The following is a 16,887-nucleotide window of genomic DNA, read 5'->3' as shown; positions in this document are numbered from 1 at the left end:
ATTTATGAATTAGTTGCTTGAGCAGCCAAAAGTTGCTTGAGCTTCTCTAAATCCTGCGCCCAACGAGGATCAGGTTGAACACTTTCTAAATCAGGAGCAGCAGCCCCGCCCTTACGAGCCTTGGTGTTAGCGCCCTTACTTGCAGCTTTACGGACTCCACTAGGAACCGGAACAGCCGTATTAGCCACAGGCTGTAGATCATCCTCTTTCTCCTTAGTCCGAGGGAGAGCTTTCTCAATCTTTATCGGATTGTCATTTAACACATGCCCGTTAAACTTTTCAATGAATGCATCTGCTTCCTCATCCGTTTTAACCGTCACAAAACCAAAGCCTCGGCACTTGCTGGTCTTCCGATCAGTAATCAGCTTCGTAGAAATTGAATCAGCCATTTCCGCAAAAACTGCTTCAAGTTCTTGACGAGTTAGCTCTTCCGATAAGTTACCTATGTACAGACGAACGGACATTGAAGATACCTCCAGACTTTTATATTAACCAAACAAACTTTTTCTATTAACGCAGCACATCATGAGGTGATAGGTACACCCAAAATTTGATCCAATTATTTCTTGCATTGATATTTCTTGCATTAAATCAATACTTAAAACACAGCTTACTAAAGCAAAACCGTGATGATTCACAAGCTCTTTGAGTGCGCTAATTAAACAAGGCTGCAATAGCATAGCTGTTACGCAAGACTTAAGATATAAATCGCTGAATAAATTGAGGGGTTACTCTAATGTGCTGCTTTGATTGAGTACTTATGCCATCCATTAAGGTATCACGGTAAGTCTACCCTTGCCATGACGAAACAGAATTTATGTCTATTGATTGGCTATTAATTCGCTGTCTTTTTCAGAAGACATAGTTTATCGAGCCAAAGATAGACCACCAAAAACCTGAAAGGATATATCGTACTGGTAACAAAATCGTAACAGTATCCTTGATGACCAATAGCTTTCGACAAAAAGCCGGGTGCGTTATTTCTAGTCCTCGGCAAAAATATATTGATAAAGGTCGGCAGGATCAGGTTCTGGGCTTTCTAAAGCAAATTCAACAGCTTCATCAACTTCTGCTTGAATTTTCTGTTCGATCGCCTTTAGCTCCTCCTGGGTTGCCAAATTTTGTTCAATTAAATAAGCTGAGAACTTTTTGATTGGATCTCGTGCAAACCAGAGATCCTTTTCTGCTTTAGAGCGTAACTCATCTGGATCAGCCAGGGAATGCCCCCGGAAGCGATAAGTGAGGCATTCGATTAGCGTAGGACCTTCGCCAGCGCGCGCCCTTGCCACTGCTTCTTGAGCCACTGTATGGACTGCCATAATATCCATGCCATCCACCTCCACGCCAGGCAACCCAAACACACTTGCCTTTTTATAAATTTCTGGTTGGGAAGTTGACCGTTCGTGCGCCATACCGATCGCCCACTTATTATTTTCCACCACAAACAGAATCGGTAGTTTCCACAACGCCGCCATATTCAAGCATTCAAAAAACTGACCGTTGTTAGTTGTGCCATCCCCAAAAAAAGCAGCCGTCACTTGATCAGCGGTTTCATCCCCTAACACCTCCCGCCGATACTTCGATTGAAAAGCGGCTCCAGTGGCAACCGGAATTCCTTCACCAATAAAGGCAAACCCGCCTAATAAGCGATGTTCGGCAGAAAACAGATGCATAGAACCGCCGCGCCCTTTACTGCACCCAGTGGCTTTACCAAATAGTTCAGCCATGACATTTCGCGCTGGCACCCCGGCACTGAGAGCATGGACATGATCGCGATAGGTGCTGCAAACATAGTCTTCACCAGGGCGCATCGCTTTAATCACTCCGCTGGATATGGCTTCTTGCCCATTGTATAAGTGGACAAATCCAAACATTTTGCCGCGATAATACATCTCAGCGCATTTATCTTCAAAGAAACGCCCTAGAATCATGTCCTCATAAAGCACCATTCCTTCTGCCTTCGTAATAGGGACGATCGCAGATAGCAAACTGGGAACTGTTCTCTCCTGAACCATGGGCGTTATTGACCTCAGACTCGCTTTAAAAAACTTCCTAAAATTTATGTTACTGACCGGAATATTTTGCTTCTTCTAGGTGTAAGCTTCCACTCTGATGAGTGAACCGATCAATTAACTATCCGTCTCTTTGGTATCTTGACAGGATGCCGTAAGACGTTACCATAGCCTAACACCAAAGTTAACTTGCTTCTTACCGTTGGGGAAGTCTTCTGTGCGTATTCCGCTTGACTATTACCGAATCTTGGGCTTACCCATTCAGGCAACCAACGACCAGTTGCGCCAGGCTCATCGCGATCGCACGTTGCAGTTGCCCCGCCGCGAATATTCTGATGCAGCAATTACTGCTCGGAAGCAACTGATCGATCAGGCATACGCAGTATTATCCGACGCAGACCATCGACAGCGCTACGACACCAGCTTTCTTGCCAAAACCTACGAATTTTCTACTGAGACTGATCTCCTATCAGCCCACGCGCCCTCAGCCTACGCAGGAACTCCCGATAGCACCGAAATCGATCCCCATGCGCCCAGCATCGAAATTGAGCAAACTCAATTCATTGGCGCACTTTTGATCTTGCAAGAACTAGGAGAATATGAGCTAGTCCTCAAGTTGGGGCGACCCTTCTTAACAGGGGGAACCGCCAGCTTAAAAGAAGGACAATATGGAGAGCCTGCCATTGTTTTTTCAGATGTGGTGCTAACAGTGGCGCTAGCCTGTTTAGAACTAGGACGAGAGCAATGGCAGCAAACCCAGTATGAAAATGCGAGTGAAGCCCTCGAAACCGGACAACAGCTTTTGCTACGAGAAGGGCTATTTGCCAATGTGCGCGGCGAAATTCAATCTGACCTTTATCGGTTGCGCCCCTATCGCATCTTGGAGCTAGTTGCTGTCTCCGAAGATAGGGTAGATGTCCGCAGTAAAGGGATTGGGCTTTTGCAGGCAATGCTGCAAGATCGCGGCGGTATTGATGGAACGAACGATGATCAATCTGGGCTAAATATAGACGATTTTCTCCGTTTCATTCAGCAGATCCGTGTCTATCTAACCGCAGAAGAACAACAGTATTTATTCGAGCGGGAAGCAAATCGTCCTTCAGCAGTGGCAACCTATTTAGCGGTGTATGCGCTACTGGCAAGGGGATTTGCCGATCATTATCCAGAGTTGGTTCAACGGGCAAAGCAATACTTAACTCGACTAAGCGATCGCCAAGATGTGAACTTAGAAAAGGCAGTTTGCTCTCTGTTGTTGGGTCAAACTGAGGATGCAAGTCAGGCATTAGAACTCAGCCAAGAACAAAACTCGATCGCATTTATTCGTCAGCATTCCCAAGAATCCCCGGATCTCCTGCCAGGTCTATGTCTCTATACCGAGCGGTGGTTTCAAGATGAAGTCTTTCCCCACTTCCGAGATTTAGCACAGTGTCAAGCCGTACTCAAAGAATATTTTGCTGATCCTCATGTCCAAGGTTACCTAGAAGACCTGCCAGAAGATGCAGGCGGGGCAAACCAGCGATCGCCTGCTCAGATAGAAGTTGCAAAAACGGCACAGATTGCACCTGATCGAATAACAGTGGCGACTGGGGCTACTATTGCTGGAGCAGTTTATGCAAGCATGAATGGCGCACAGTCAGGGATAGATCCTCGTGAATCTGCTGCCTCATCTGATTCCTACGCAAACTGGGAGAGACAAAATGATCACGAATCGCTGATTGCAGCGGCAAAAGCTCGAATTGCCTCCCGTTCAGCGACCACCACGCTAGGCTCTAATGTACCCGCTGATATAACCAATGGCTCCCCTATGCCAATAGCTGAGCGCGATAGTGAAGCATCAGTTGAGTCAGAACAATCGATTCCTGCGCGCCCTCTTGAGCAGGGTCGTCATCGCAGCGATTCCCAAAGAGATCGTTTCAACTCAGAAAACAGCAGTAGTACCAATCGAAATCAACGCCGCGATCGCTTCAGCCTTCCTGCCCAATTTACCCGATGGCTATTGCCCGGTTTAGCACTCTTAGGCGTAATTGCCTTGGGCTTTTTCCTTTCTTGGCTAGCGAGAGGATGGCAAAATAATTCAACGCAAGTGGCTCAACAGCAAGATGAAAAACTATTGGTGCAGTTAGATAAACCCTTGATAGATTTAGAGAATAGTGCGCCCCTCACCGCCACCACTTTGGATAAAGAGTCTGCTCAAGCAGTACTGTCTGCTTGGCTCGCAGCTAAATCTAAAGCGATGGGGGCTACCCATGAAATTGAGCAGCTAGACACCATTCTGGCAGATCCGAGCCTGTCTGCTTGGCGCACGGATGCAGAAGATCTCAAGCGCAATGGTGAGTATCGAGTGTATCAACATGATGTCACCGTTCAAAGCGTGGAACTGTTGCCAACCAATTTAACGCCAGATAGCAGTGCCCCCAATCCTCAAGCCAGCGCTTCTATTTCAGACGCGCTCTCTAGTCCAACAGTCACCGCGATCGCTGGGAACGATAGTCCATCACCGAGCGTGAATCCAACCTCAACCGAAATACCATCTGCGGCATCTGATTCTGCCACCGCAAATGAAGCCAAGGTCGTGGCTGATGTGAAAGAAACGACAGAAATTTATCGGAATGGCAAGGTTGACGGATCTCCCCAAACCGACAATTTACGGGTTCAGTACAATTTGGTGCGGAGAGATGGCAAATGGCGGATTTTAGATTGGCAGGTGCTTTAGATCACTATTTTGGGTGAAGTCCAGTATGGAGCCTCAGCCGCAACGCTTTTTTATTGCACTGATGCCGCCATCCGATATTCAAGCGATCGCCAACAGTATCAAGCGCGAATTCGCTGAAAACTACGCCAGCCAAGCTGCCCAAAAATCGCCACCGCACATTACCTTACAACCGCCTTTTGCCTGGATGCCGCCAGAAATCCCCAACTTAGAGCAGCAGCTAGCCGAATTTGCCAGACAGCAAATGCCTTTTAAGGTTGAGTTCAACGGATTTGCAGCATTTCCGCCCAAAGTCATTTACATCGACGTAGTAAAAACCAGTGCTTTACTCACTCTGCAAGCCCGTTTAATGGCTCACCTAGAAGCTACGTTAGGATTGGTGGATGCCACCTCAAAGCAGCGCCCCTTCACACCTCATATGACCGTTGCGTTTCAAGATTTGACCCAGCCCAATTTCAATGCCGCATGGCAAATATTTCAAGGGCGATCGCTCCAGCTTAAATTTCTAGCTTCTTCCCTCAGTCTCTTGCTTCACAATGGGCAACAATGGCACACCTACAAAACGTTTTTGTTTTCTGAAAAAGTCTAGTCTCCGTAACCAATGCTACGCAGCTAAGCCAGATAATCGGCTATTGTTTATCTTTGTAAAGTTTTGTTTAGTCATTTACCAAAAAAACTTTAGCCACTTGTTGAAAGAAGGATATTGCACCAATGACACAAGTTGCTGACCCATCCCTGCATCGGGTTGTGATTGTGGGAGGAGGCTTTGGGGGTTTATATGCAGCAAAATCTCTCCGGAGATCGCCTGTTCAGGTGACTTTGATCGATCGCCGCAATTTTCATCTGTTTCAACCGTTACTGTATCAAGTTGCTACAGGCAGCCTGTCTCCTGCCGATATTTCTTCACCCCTGCGCGGCATTTTGAGCGACTGCAAAAATACCAGCGTATTAATGGATGAAGTTATAGACATTGATCCCCAGCAGCAAATCGTCAAAATGCAGGGACAGAATATTCCCTACGATTCGCTGATTGTGGCAACAGGAGTCAGTCACCATTACTTTGGCAATGACCACTGGAAAACCACCGCACCGGGGCTGAAGACCATTGAAGACGCGCTAGAGATGCGCCGTCGGATCTTTATTGCATTTGAATCCGCAGAAAAAGAACTCGATCCAGTAAAACGGCAAGCATGGCTCACTTTTGTGATCGTAGGCGGCGGACCCACCGGAGTAGAACTCGCAGGCGCGATCGCCGATCTTGCCTTTAAAACCCTGAAAAAAGATTTCCGCAGCATCAATACCGCTGCCGCTAAAATCCTCTTACTCGAAGGCATGGATCGCCTGCTGCCGCCCTATCCATCCGATTTATCCGAAAAAGCGGCAGTCTCCCTAACCAAGCTCGGAGTGACTGTTCGCACCCAAACTCTAGTGACCAATATTGAAGACAACATCGCCACCGTCAAACAGGGCGATCTCATCGAGCAAATCCCCGCTCGCACCATCCTTTGGGCAGCCGGGATCAAAGCCTCTGGCATGGGAAAAATTTTGGCAGACTGTACTGGAGTAGTCCTTGATCGCGTCGGTCGAGTCAGGGTAGAACCCGATCTCAGCATCGCCGGACACCCCAACATTTTTGTGATTGGCGACCTGGCGAACTTTCCTCATCAAGGGGAAAAGCCGCTACCGGGGATCGCTCCAGTAGCCGTTCAGGAAGGGAAATATCTTGCCAAATTCATCACCGAGCAACTGCGTGGCAACACCCTACCGCCTTTCCAATATGAAGAAGTAGGAAATCTGGCAGTGATCGGGCAAAATGCAGCCGTCGCTGATTTGGGCTTTGTCAAGCTATCCGGCTTTCTTGCCTGGTTCGTTTGGAGCTTTGCCCATATTTATTACCTGATTGAATTTGATAATAAGCTGGTGGTCATGGTTCAGTGGGGCTGGAGCTACTTCACCCGCAATCGGGGAGCGCGATTGATTACTGGAGAAAGTACCCTTGGTCGGATAGAAACAGCCAGCAATGGGGATGGGCGATCGCCCTTAGAACGAAAATCTCCGGTTGAAGTCTAAGCCGCCGCATTTCTAACGGTAATAGCCTTGATACCACTCGACAAAGCGGACAATCCCGTCTGCGATGGGGGTATCCGGCGCAAATCCGAAATCCTCTGATAAAGCCTGGACATTTGCATAGGTGGTTAATACGTCCCCTGGCTGCATTGGCAATAGGTTGAGGATGGCTGATTTGCCGATCGCTGCTTCCAACGTTTGAATTAGAGTCATCAGTTCAATTGGCTGATTATTGCCAATGTTATAAACCCGATAAGGCGCATGACTATCCGGCTGTTCTGCCAAATCCAAACGGGAATCTACTCCCTGAGGAGGGGACAGCATCACCCGCACGACTCCCTCAATAATGTCGTCGATATAGGTAAAGTCGCGCTGCATCTTGCCAAAGTTGTAGACATCGATCGCCTCTCCTGCCAGAATAGCGCGAGTAAATTTGAAATATGCCATATCCGGTCTGCCCCAAGGACCATAAACCGTGAAAAACCGCAGCCCCGTCATGGGCAACGTATACAAATGGCTATAAGTATGGGCAATGAGTTCATTCGCTTTCTTGGTAGCGGCATATAAAGATACGGGATGATCCGTGCGATCGCCTTCCGCAAATGGCACTTTCGTGTTCGCCCCATACACCGAACTAGATGAGGCAAAAACCAGATGCTTAATTGCTTGCTGGTGGCACCCTTCCAATATATTCACAAAGCCCGACACATTGCTATCTACATAAGTCCACGGGTTTTGCAAAGAATAGCGGATTCCCGCCTGTGCCGCCAAATTCACCACACAATCAAACGGCTGTTGCTGAAATAAATTGGATATGCCAACGCGATCGCTTAAATCTAGCTCTTGAAACGTAAAGCCAGATTGGGGTTGCAATTGGGCAAGGCGATCTCGCTTCAGGCTTACGGCATAATATTCATTCAAATTATCAATACCATAAACCTGCATTCCATCCTGCAACAGCCGCCGCGCCAGATGAAACCCAATAAAACCCGCTGTACCCGTCACTAAAACTTTCATCCAGTCATTCTATAGCAGCGCAAGGAAAGGTCAAAACAACAACCGTCCGTTATTCCTTATCTCTCAAGATCTTTGTGCATTAACCCATTCATCCGTTGCCATACTTAAGTTAATACTTCTCTCAAAATTTTATTGAAACCAAAAGCCAGAAGTATTGACTGTTCAATGACTTCTGGCTGTCAACTCCTAACTTTTTAACTTTTGGAAGAATTGATGACTATTCAACCTTTGCAAACCCCTTAAAAAAGTCCGCGAACAGGCGCTGGCGCTGGTGCTTGGGGTTGCGGTGCAGGTTGCACAAAAGGAGGTGTGATGATTGGCTGCGGCGATAAATCCTGGGGGACTTGCAGCGGCGACTCTACATAGGGAATAAACGTTGGATCAACTTCTCGCGGAAAGGCTTGAGTATCAATGCAAGAACTCAGTGCGACCGGAGAGGTCAGCCCCGTTGCACCCCGACTAATGCCCACAACACAGTTGGCATACTGCACCGGTCGCAGGCTGCGGCGACAGCTATCTAACACATCGCCAGCAACCGAATCTTTTAAGGCTCGGCTAATATCTGTGACACAAAATGCCATGTCTTCAGGGCGACGAACTTGGCGACAGGCATTGAGTGCATCTGTGGGTTCATAGCCGCTAACTCTACTGATATCAATCACACAGGTAGATAAATTCTGGGGATATTGTGCCCGTGAACAAGCCGAAATCGCTAGCTCGGTAGTGATCTTGAGATTAATCAAAGAGCTAACACAGTTTCGATAATCTGTTTGAGAATCCTTACGAGCCGCGATCGCCGGGGAAATTGGAGCCACGATCGCAACCAACCCAGAGAGCATCACCATGCTTGCCAAAGTTTTAGGTAAACGAGTTGCCCATACATCAGAGATTGCAGACAAGCTAAATGGGCAGATCTGGAGTAATTTCATACCTTTTGCAGCATTAACGACATATCGTAAGACGGGTAAATCAAAACGAGCAAATTTAGTTTAAAGCGTGAAACAAGAATAACCGCAATTGAGCGAAAAGCAACGCGCAAAACCATTCAAAGTTGAAACCGTTCAAAGCTGCGTTAATTGTCCCATATTCACGCAATCCTCCAAAAAGACAGCAGGCGATCGCGTTTCTTTTCTCTGATTACATGAAGAAATTCTAATTTTTACTGCATAACTGATACCAAAAAGCCCAGACGCCTTTTAATTCCACATTCGTTAATCAATTACAGTAAGAAAGGTGGATGATAAATTCACTGATCTGCCGAGAGGATAGCCCGTATGCATTTGAGTGAGCTTAGCCACCCTAACCAGTTACACGGTTTGTCTGTTTATCAACTTCAGCAAATTGCCCGCCAGATTCGCGAGAAGCATCTGGAAACCGTCGCTGCAATTGGTGGACATCTAGGTCCTGGTTTAGGAGTGGTAGAACTAACAGTTGCGCTGTATCAAACTTTGGATCTCGATCTCGACAAAGTGATTTGGGATGTGGGACATCAAGCCTACCCCCACAAAATGTTGACCGGACGCTACGCCCGCTTCAACACGCTTCGCCAAAAAGATGGCATTGCCGGATATTTGAAACGCTGCGAAAGCAAATTTGACCATTTTGGCGCAGGTCATGCGTCTACCAGCATTTCTGCCGCCCTTGGAATGGCGATCGCCCGTGACTCCCAAGGCGACACCTATAAAGTGGTCGCAGTGATTGGCGACGGAGCCTTAACAGGCGGTATGGCACTCGAAGCGATTAACCACGCCGGACATTTGCCCAAAACCAACTTGCTTGTCGTACTCAACGATAATGAAATGTCCATTTCGCCCAACGTGGGAGCCATCCCCCGTTATCTCAACAAAATGCGGCTGAGTCCACCCGTTCAGTTCCTCGCCGAAAATTTAGAAGAACAAATCAAACATCTACCGTTTGTCGGAGATACCATTTCTCCCGACCTAGCGCGAATCAAAGAAGGTATGAAACGGTTGGCAGTGCCCAAAGTAGGAGCCGTATTTGAAGAACTGGGCTTTACCTACATGGGTCCGATCGATGGGCACAACTTAGAAGAACTGATCGCCACCTTCCAACAGGCACACAAGCACATCGGTCCGGTTCTGGTGCATGTTGCCACCACGAAGGGTAAAGGCTACGAAGTTGCCGAGAAAGATCAAGTGGGTTACCACGCCCAAAGCCCTTTTAATTTAGCAACGGGCAAGGCAATTCCGTCTAACAAACCCAAACCTCCCGGTTACTCCAAAGTATTTGGTGAAACGCTGACTAAAATTGCCGAGAGCAATCCTAGGGTAATTGGCATCACGGCGGCAATGTCTACTGGCACCGGGTTAGATATTTTACAAAAGCATCTGCCTGACCAATTTATTGACGTAGGAATTGCCGAACAACACGCCATTACCCTGTGCGCTGGGCTTGCCTGCGAAGGAATGCGCCCCGTGGCTGCAATTTACTCCACCTTTTTGCAGCGTGCCTTTGACCAAATTGTGCATGATGTTTGCATTCAAAATCTGCCCGTTTTCTTCTGTTTGGATAGAGCCGGAATTGTGGGCGCTGATGGACCTACCCATCAAGGCATGTATGACATTGCCTATATGCGCTGCATTCCTAATATGGTGATGATGGCTCCTAAAGATGAAGCCGAACTGCAACGAATGCTGGTGACCGGAATTAACCATTTAGATAGCCCGATCGCCATGCGCTATCCCAGAGGCAATGGCTACGGCGTACCGCTGATGGAAGAAGGCTGGGAACCGTTGCCCATTGGGGAAGGTGAAATTTTGCGCCAAGGGGATGATGTGTTGCTGGTTGCCTATGGCTCTATGGTTTATCCATCGATGCAGGTGGCAGAAATTTTGAGCGAACACAGCATCGAAGCAACGGTGATCAATGCCCGATTTGCCAAGCCGCTAGATACCGAGCTTATTTTACCGTTAGCCCAGAAAATTGGGCGTGTGGTCACCTTGGAAGAAGGCTGCTTACCGGGCGGTTTCGGCTCAGCGATCGCAGAAGCGCTGCTAGATGCCGAGATTGCCGTGCCGCTCACCCGCATTGGTATACCCGATAAGCTCGTGGATCATGCCTCACCCGATCAATCGAAAGCGGAGTTGGGTCTAATGCCATCCCAAATGGCAGAGCGGATCTTGAAACTGTTGAGCAAGCAGCCCTCGCCCGTCAGCGTTTAAAGACCTGTGTAAACCCAAAATGATCAAGGGTGAGCAGTCTACTCACCCTTTTTTATGAGTTGTTTTTCCAACCCGTTGGTTAAGCCGACCCATCAGTATTGAGACTTCTAATGACAAAGGTGTACTTTTTCGTTATTCAGCAGGTGCTCCTCGCTACAGTCCCTAACTTCTGTTTGTTCAACAATAGTGGGTTGAATCATCTGATTCACTGAAAGCTAACTCGGTTTGAATAGAGTTTGAATAGACAGTGGGCAGAGGCTCTAGCAGCATAACTGATGGCAAAGCAATGGTTTCTTTTGCAGAAATAAAACCCAGGATTATTGTGTGTGGCTTAGATGCAACCGGGTACAAAATCTTTCGGTTGCTGAAGCATCAAGGTATTGCTGTAGTGGGCATTCACGATCGCCCTTTACCGGGTGAAGGCGATGATGTGATCATTGGAGATTTGCAAGCCGCGCCAACGCTTTTGGAGGCAGGGATTCGCGAAGCACAAACCTTGGTTTTAACCGACAGTGAAGATGGCACCAACTTAGGCGTTTTGATGCAGGCACGAGTCCTTAATCCCCGGATTCGGATTGTGAATCGCTTATTTAATACCAGTTTAGGCGATCGTTTAGATAATACCTTGCCCGACCACATCACAATGAGCGTTGCCTCGCTCTGTGCGCCAATTTTTGCATTTTCGGCGTTGGGCAGTGCGGCAATTGGTCAATTGAAACTGTTCAATCAGACTTGGCCCATTCACCAAGTGTATGTTGATGAGTTCCATCCTTGGCGCGGACGCAAGCTGAGTGAGCTTTGGGACGATCGCGATCGCATGTTGATTTACTACATCCCAGCAAAGACGCGGTTAGATCTTGTGTCGGCGGTTGTGCAAGGACACTCGCTGCAAGTCGGAGATCGCTTGATCATCGGCACAAAACCCACGGTTCACGCAGCACAACAGCGATCGCTCTCCCAACGGCTCAACAAACTATTCACCGCCTTAAAATATCTGCGACAACATAGCCAAGGGCTACTAGCCAGCATTTTGCTACTGTTAGTGATGATTTTCATCTCCACACTGGTGTATGTCTCATCCATTCTCAAAACATCGCCCGTGGATGCGCTCTACTTTTCCGTCAGCATGATTACGGGCGCAGGAGACAGCTTAGTCACGGTGGGCAATCCGCCTGATAGCCTCAAGCTGTTTACTATCTTCACGATGTTGATTGGCGCTGCCATCATTGGCTTGTCCTACGCCTTGCTAAACGATTTTGTTTTAGGAACTCGGTTTAGTCGTTTTTGGGAAGCCGCCCGGATTCCATACAAGCAGCATTTTATTGTCTGCGGGTTAGGCAGCGTAGGTGTGCAAATTGTGACTCACTTACACAAGTGTGGACATGAAGTCGTTGTGGTAGAAAAAGATCCCAATTGTCGCTTTCTTAGCACCGTGCGATCGCAAAAAATCCCCGTGATTCAAGGCGACACCACTTTGCCAACCACACTTAAAGCCGCCAATTTTGCCACGGCTCAAGCGCTAATCACCGTCACCAGTAACGATACCGTCAACTTAGAAACTGCCCTTAATGCCAAAAGCCTAAACCCCAAAGTTCCCGTTATCGTTCGCTATCACGATCCAGAATTTGCCTGGATGGCGCAGTTAGTCTTTGAGTTTGATGCAGTGCTGAGTCCAGCGGAACTAGTCGCTCCCGCATTTGCCGCCGCTGCTTTAGGGGGGCGCGTTTTGGGCAACGGTATGACCGCAGATAGCCTCTGGGTCGCCCTAGCAACCCTAATTACGCCCGCCCATCCCTTTTGTGGAAAGTCTGTTCAGGAGATGGCAACTACCGCAGATTTTGTGCCGCTCTATATGGAAACTCAGTCTCAAACGGTACACGGCTGGGATTTACTAGAGGTCAGCCTTAGTGCGGGTGATGTTTTATACCTAACCATGCCAGCAAACCGCTTAGAGCAACTATGGCAATCAACGCCCTCTCAATTTATGCGATCGGGCGCATCGTAGAAATGTCAGTGTAAAAAGGATGCGACCTCAATTTGATAGTATTAGGGAGTCACAGGAAAGCCATATTGGTTGAGCTTATTCCAAAATTGATGCCATCAAGTTGATGTTAAGACTAAGGTTCTTAAACTCAATGCAACGGCTGCACCTGCTTCTTTCCATCGCATGCCAGAACAGCATAACCGTTGCTTCGTCAACCGTGCCAAATCTTCAGGACTGCTGATAATCTCGCCCGTGTAGTTGAGAAACTGATCCAGCAAGGTAGCATCTTATCAGTATCTTTGGCTTGCAGGGTGTCGCCGTTTTGTTCTGCTAAAACCTCTTGCTGCCTGCGCTGTGCAATGGGTAAGTTCAGGGCTGAGTTGGGTTAAGGCGCGATCGCCACTGCTGCACTAACTTTTTCAACGGCTCCGCTAACCATTGATCATAGTGAGGATAAATCGGCAATCGCGGCACCAGTTCCCACCCGTTTTCATCTAGGATGCTCTTTAACTTGCCATCCAAAAGGTGGGGGTAATCTGGGTTCACTTCATCTCGTGGACTAATCCCGCCTAAATCTCTGGCTCCTCCTTCCAAACAAGCGACTAAATCGGTTGGATCTTGAATCAGATTAGGAGGAACTTGGATGGCAATATCTGCGGGTAAAATCTGACGGGCGATCGCCACTAGGTTTACTAATTCCTCTGGACTAAACGCCGCGCCGCCCCAAACTTCCTGCTCTCCAGGACTGTAAGGTTGCAAAATCACTTCCTGAACATGCTGATACTGGCGATGAATCTGGGCGATCGCCTCTAAGGTTTCCCAGCGATCGCGATCGGTTTCCCCAATCCCTAACAGCAGTCCCGTTGTAAACGGAATTTGCAGTTCACCCGCCTGTGCTAACTGCTGTAATCGCAAACTGGGTTGTTTACTGGGTGCCTGACGATGAACTGTCTCCAACAAGACTGGAGTGAGTTGCTCTAGCATTAGCCCCATGGAAACATTCACCGTTTTGAGCAACTGCATTTCCGAGAAGCTCAACGGTCCCGCGTTAGTATGGGGCAAAAAACCAAGAGATAATGCTTGTTCGCAATGACGATAAAGATGCTCGATCCATTTGCTCCGCCGGACGCTTTGGGGATGCACTTCCCCACTCAACACCAAAATTTCAATTACAGAGTTTGCCTGGGGAAGCGATCGCATTGTCACTTCTGCCTCTGTCAAACTTAACCAGGGATTTTGCCCCGGATCAACTCGAAAATTACAGTAGGTACAGCGGTTGAAACACTCATAAGTTGGAACTAACGTATAGGCAGGGCTGTAGGTCACGGTCCTAGACAGACTAGAGTTCGGCGCAACAAACATCAGGGTTTAACTCAATACCATTCCCTGTAAACCTACACCTTATTTTTGATTATTCGCAGCACCAAAAAGTTTCCTGATCCTGACAACTGCGTCGTTTCGCGTAGATATTTTTCACATGAGTTTTCACAGTATTCAAACTGATTTGCAACATTTCAGCAATGGTTTGATAGGAATGCTCCTTTCGCAGCAATAGCCAAATTTCTGATTCTCGCTCTGTCAAGTCATATTTCTTTCGTTGCACCCGCAAGTCTTGTTGCAAAACTTCATCACAGTTTTCTAAAAAAATCACAATGGGCGATCGCGCTTCTCGCCACAGCGCTTGCTGTCCGGAGGGCAGCGTCTGCAAAGACTGACCTAGATCAGCCTCGTGAGCCTCTTGACTATCTCTGTCTCTATCAATCAATTTAGTTTTATCAAAAACCCTAGACTTTTGATCGCTCGCATTCTCTAACCACTGCACCGTCATGCGAATCGTTTGTCCATTCGCCGCCAGATAGTCTTGCACCAAACTTCTTTGATCAGCCCTATCTCGGATCAATCGGTGGCAAGCGTCCACAATCGATGAGGGTAAATGAGCGCTACAACTGGCTGTTGCCAAAGTTGCACAGCAAATCTCCGTTGCTTTTTGATTGCAATACAACAAGTGGAAATTACGCGAAACCACCAAAACACCTTGAGGCATTAACTCTAATAATTGTCGACTTAATTTGCTAAACTCTAAGTCTTTTCCTAGATCTACATGGGTCGGGCGATCGCAAGGTCTTTGGGCAATCAAAGTGGCACGTACTGCACTCAAATGGCTGGCTTGTCGTCGCGGGGCACGATAGCTCAAAAGCGAACCCAATCCTGAAGGTTCAACGGGCTGGGTGAGTAAGGGGCTGGTCATAGAAGTCACCTTAAGTGAATGCGTTTAGTGAATGCGTTCATTCTCAGGGTTGATGTTGTGAAGGCACAATGAGAGAACCGCAGATCACCCAAGCTAGACGCATCAAATCGATCCAGTTAGAAGAGACACGAAGAGACCTGAAGAAGGGTGAAGTTTTTTGAGAATCCCTTCTCTAAATTGAATTGTTTAGCTAATAATGAGCTACCTTCAACTTCGATAGTTTCAATTGTCAGCCCAAGCTCCTACAAAGTATTCACCCATTTAAGGGACTTCTTAAACTTGATGAAGCCTCCTCAGCCTAACTCTCCTCAGCTAGACCGATGTGATCCGGGCAATCTTGAGTACTTTTTTCCTCAAGAACAACAAAGGCGCTATGTGGCGAAGTTACTTGGTCGAGGAGGCATTACTCGTCGTCGGGCTGAGTACTTTATTCGATTATGGGCTTTTTTACTGCTGAAACAAACGCACGATTTAGCCCCTCAAACCCTGGAACCATTGGTTAATCTGCGACCCACGGAAGGATTAGTATCCTGCACTCATCGTGAGGCAGCGGAGTTATTTTATGGGCAACGTGAGCGTGGCAGCGATCGCGCGGCTGGCATGATGATTGATCAGTTAGCGCTGCTCGGCTTACTCGAAAAGCGATTTGATGGACAAACGCTGTGTTTAGGCATTCGTCCTTTGCCAGAACTGATCGCTGAAAAAACAGCGCTGCCTGCGGCTCTTCTACCAGATCAGTTCAATCCGCGCACGGATGCTATTCCTGTGGCTAATTTGATCCGGCAGACCTATGCCATGGCAGCAGATGACAGCGCCATTTCACCCCAACGGATTGCTAGAACTCTACGGCAATGGTCGCAAGACTACCCGGCTGGAATCAGAGTTTTGCGACGTACCGACAATTTGAACCCTGTCGGAGTTGCCATTCTTTATCCTACGGCGACTCAATCAGAAGAGGTTTTTTCTCGTCCGCCAGGGAAAAGCTTTTTCCTCACTTCTAATATTGCAGTTGATCCTGTTGAAATGGCTCCGGTTGGAGACAAAAGCTGTTTAGCGGTTTACATAAGAGCTTGGTTGATTGATATCAATTATTTAAAGCCGCAGCATATTTGCGAATTTCAAAAAGATACTCAAAACGCATTACGACAAATGCAAGCAGATTTTCCTAACCTTTGCGATTTATATTCTCCAGTTATTCACCCGCTCTATGAAGAATTACGAATGCTACTGGGTTTTCAACGCACCTGCGAGGAACATCGTCCTTTCTACTGGATCTACTTGGCATTAGATCGGTATTTGGAGTTAGACATCGATACCGCATTAGCTACCCTCAGTTTGCCTAGTACGTCTACCAGTTAGTTTTGTTGATTTTGGAGCGCGATCGCTGGGCTATTTAGCAACTTTCCGCAACTAAATTTAAGGTTACATGGAAGGGCTATGATCACTGCCAATCAATGCGATCGCGCAAATCCATTCTGTATGTCAGTAAAAATATGACTCCACTACTTTACAAAAAGAAATAAATCTCTTATCTTTGTTACAGATGGTTAATCCATCTCACATTATTGTCAAGTTACACAAAGCACTCATAAAACCATGACAACGACCTTACAGCGCGTCGAGCGCCAGTCCCTATGGCAGAACTTCTGCGAATGGGTCACCAGTAC

Annotated in this window: 13 protein-coding genes; 6 read left to right on the top strand and 7 right to left on the bottom strand. The window is 47.5% G+C overall.

What is annotated here, in order from left to right:
- Positions 1-2: 2 nt before the first annotated feature.
- Together AB3R30_RS14565 and pdhA are read right to left on the bottom strand one after the other, a co-directional pair.
- On the bottom strand, positions 3-464 hold the full coding sequence (locus tag AB3R30_RS14565; protein ID WP_458649923.1) for an RNA recognition motif domain-containing protein: 462 nt from the start codon (positions 462-464) through the stop codon (positions 3-5).
- Positions 465-983: 519 nt separating this feature from the next.
- Positions 984-2,015 carry a pyruvate dehydrogenase (acetyl-transferring) E1 component subunit alpha gene (gene pdhA / locus AB3R30_RS14560; RefSeq protein WP_458649922.1) on the bottom strand — a complete coding sequence of 344 codons (1,032 nt, stop codon included), beginning with the start codon at positions 2,013-2,015 and terminating at the stop codon, positions 984-986.
- 214 nt (positions 2,016-2,229) lie between these two features.
- Here pdhA and AB3R30_RS14555 point away from each other — a divergent pair, with 214 nt between their 5' ends.
- The 3 genes from AB3R30_RS14555 (at position 2,230) to AB3R30_RS14545 (ending at position 6,792) form a co-directional block, all read left to right on the top strand.
- The gene (locus AB3R30_RS14555; RefSeq protein ID WP_458649921.1) at positions 2,230-4,725 is read left to right on the top strand and encodes an IMS domain-containing protein; all 2,496 of its coding nucleotides are present in this window, start codon (positions 2,230-2,232) and stop codon (positions 4,723-4,725) included.
- 25 nt (positions 4,726-4,750) lie between these two features.
- Entirely contained in the window at positions 4,751-5,311 is a 561-nt protein-coding gene (locus AB3R30_RS14550) for a 2'-5' RNA ligase family protein (RefSeq protein WP_458649920.1), read from the top strand.
- Positions 5,312-5,433: 122 nt separating this feature from the next.
- Entirely contained in the window at positions 5,434-6,792 is a 1,359-nt protein-coding gene (locus AB3R30_RS14545; protein ID WP_458649919.1) for an NAD(P)/FAD-dependent oxidoreductase, read from the top strand.
- 12 nt (positions 6,793-6,804) lie between these two features.
- Here AB3R30_RS14545 and AB3R30_RS14540 read toward each other — a convergent pair whose 3' ends face one another.
- A complete protein-coding gene (locus AB3R30_RS14540) occupies positions 6,805-7,806 on the bottom strand; it encodes an NAD-dependent epimerase (protein WP_458649918.1) in 1,002 nt (333 codons plus the stop codon).
- Between the two features lie 239 nt (positions 7,807-8,045).
- Positions 8,046-8,735 carry a hypothetical protein gene (locus AB3R30_RS14535; protein WP_458649917.1) on the bottom strand — a complete coding sequence of 230 codons (690 nt, stop codon included), beginning with the start codon at positions 8,733-8,735 and terminating at the stop codon, positions 8,046-8,048.
- Positions 8,736-9,080: 345 nt separating this feature from the next.
- On the opposite strand from AB3R30_RS14535, the gene dxs reads away from it, so the two are divergent.
- Both dxs and AB3R30_RS14525 read left to right on the top strand, forming a co-directional pair.
- A complete protein-coding gene (gene dxs / locus AB3R30_RS14530) occupies positions 9,081-10,988 on the top strand; it encodes a 1-deoxy-D-xylulose-5-phosphate synthase (protein ID WP_458649916.1) in 1,908 nt (635 codons plus the stop codon).
- A 286-nt stretch (positions 10,989-11,274) separates the two neighbouring features.
- Entirely contained in the window at positions 11,275-12,993 is a 1,719-nt protein-coding gene (locus tag AB3R30_RS14525) for a potassium channel family protein (RefSeq protein WP_458649915.1), read from the top strand.
- Positions 12,994-13,088: 95 nt separating this feature from the next.
- Here AB3R30_RS14525 and AB3R30_RS14520 read toward each other — a convergent pair whose 3' ends face one another.
- From AB3R30_RS14520 to AB3R30_RS14510, 3 genes are all read right to left on the bottom strand, one after another.
- A complete protein-coding gene (locus AB3R30_RS14520) occupies positions 13,089-13,250 on the bottom strand; it encodes a hypothetical protein (protein WP_458649983.1) in 162 nt (53 codons plus the stop codon).
- 91 nt (positions 13,251-13,341) lie between these two features.
- Positions 13,342-14,334 carry a 7,8-didemethyl-8-hydroxy-5-deazariboflavin synthase subunit CofG gene (cofG, locus tag AB3R30_RS14515; protein ID WP_458649914.1) on the bottom strand — a complete coding sequence of 331 codons (993 nt, stop codon included), beginning with the start codon at positions 14,332-14,334 and terminating at the stop codon, positions 13,342-13,344.
- Between the two features lie 49 nt (positions 14,335-14,383).
- Positions 14,384-15,220: a helix-turn-helix transcriptional regulator gene (locus AB3R30_RS14510; RefSeq protein ID WP_458649913.1), complete on the bottom strand. Its 837-nt coding sequence runs from the start codon at positions 15,218-15,220 to the stop codon at positions 14,384-14,386.
- 282 nt (positions 15,221-15,502) lie between these two features.
- On the opposite strand from AB3R30_RS14510, the gene AB3R30_RS14505 reads away from it, so the two are divergent.
- Positions 15,503-16,579 carry a hypothetical protein gene (locus tag AB3R30_RS14505; RefSeq protein ID WP_458649912.1) on the top strand — a complete coding sequence of 359 codons (1,077 nt, stop codon included), beginning with the start codon at positions 15,503-15,505 and terminating at the stop codon, positions 16,577-16,579.
- Positions 16,580-16,887: the final 308 nt, after the last annotated feature.

It is taken from the genome of Sivoneniella epilithica UHCC 1019 (assembly GCF_040830845.1).
Classification (GTDB): domain Bacteria; phylum Cyanobacteriota; class Cyanobacteriia; order Leptolyngbyales; family Leptolyngbyaceae; genus ULC077BIN1.
The sequence above is the reverse complement of the archived record's forward strand: the minus strand, read 5'-3'. Positions and strand labels throughout refer to the sequence as shown.

What these genes read in the sequence shown, in the direction of transcription:
- AB3R30_RS14565 (WP_458649923.1), bottom strand. Translation starts at nt 464, where the DNA reads ATGTCCGTTCGTCTGTACATAGGTAACTTATCGGAAGAGCTAACTCGT.
- pdhA (WP_458649922.1), bottom strand. Translation starts at nt 2,015, where the DNA reads ATGGTTCAGGAGAGAACAGTTCCCAGTTTGCTATCTGCGATCGTCCCT.
- AB3R30_RS14550 (WP_458649920.1), top strand. Translation starts at nt 4,751, where the DNA reads ATGGAGCCTCAGCCGCAACGCTTTTTTATTGCACTGATGCCGCCATCC.
- AB3R30_RS14545 (WP_458649919.1), top strand. Translation starts at nt 5,434, where the DNA reads ATGACACAAGTTGCTGACCCATCCCTGCATCGGGTTGTGATTGTGGGA.
- AB3R30_RS14540 (WP_458649918.1), bottom strand. Translation starts at nt 7,806, where the DNA reads ATGAAAGTTTTAGTGACGGGTACAGCGGGTTTTATTGGGTTTCATCTG.
- AB3R30_RS14535 (WP_458649917.1), bottom strand. Translation starts at nt 8,735, where the DNA reads ATGAAATTACTCCAGATCTGCCCATTTAGCTTGTCTGCAATCTCTGAT.
- dxs (WP_458649916.1), top strand. Translation starts at nt 9,081, where the DNA reads ATGCATTTGAGTGAGCTTAGCCACCCTAACCAGTTACACGGTTTGTCT.
- AB3R30_RS14525 (WP_458649915.1), top strand. Translation starts at nt 11,275, where the DNA reads ATGGTTTCTTTTGCAGAAATAAAACCCAGGATTATTGTGTGTGGCTTA.
- cofG (WP_458649914.1), bottom strand. Translation starts at nt 14,334, where the DNA reads ATGTTTGTTGCGCCGAACTCTAGTCTGTCTAGGACCGTGACCTACAGC.
- AB3R30_RS14510 (WP_458649913.1), bottom strand. Translation starts at nt 15,220, where the DNA reads ATGACCAGCCCCTTACTCACCCAGCCCGTTGAACCTTCAGGATTGGGT.
- AB3R30_RS14505 (WP_458649912.1), top strand. Translation starts at nt 15,503, where the DNA reads ATGAAGCCTCCTCAGCCTAACTCTCCTCAGCTAGACCGATGTGATCCG.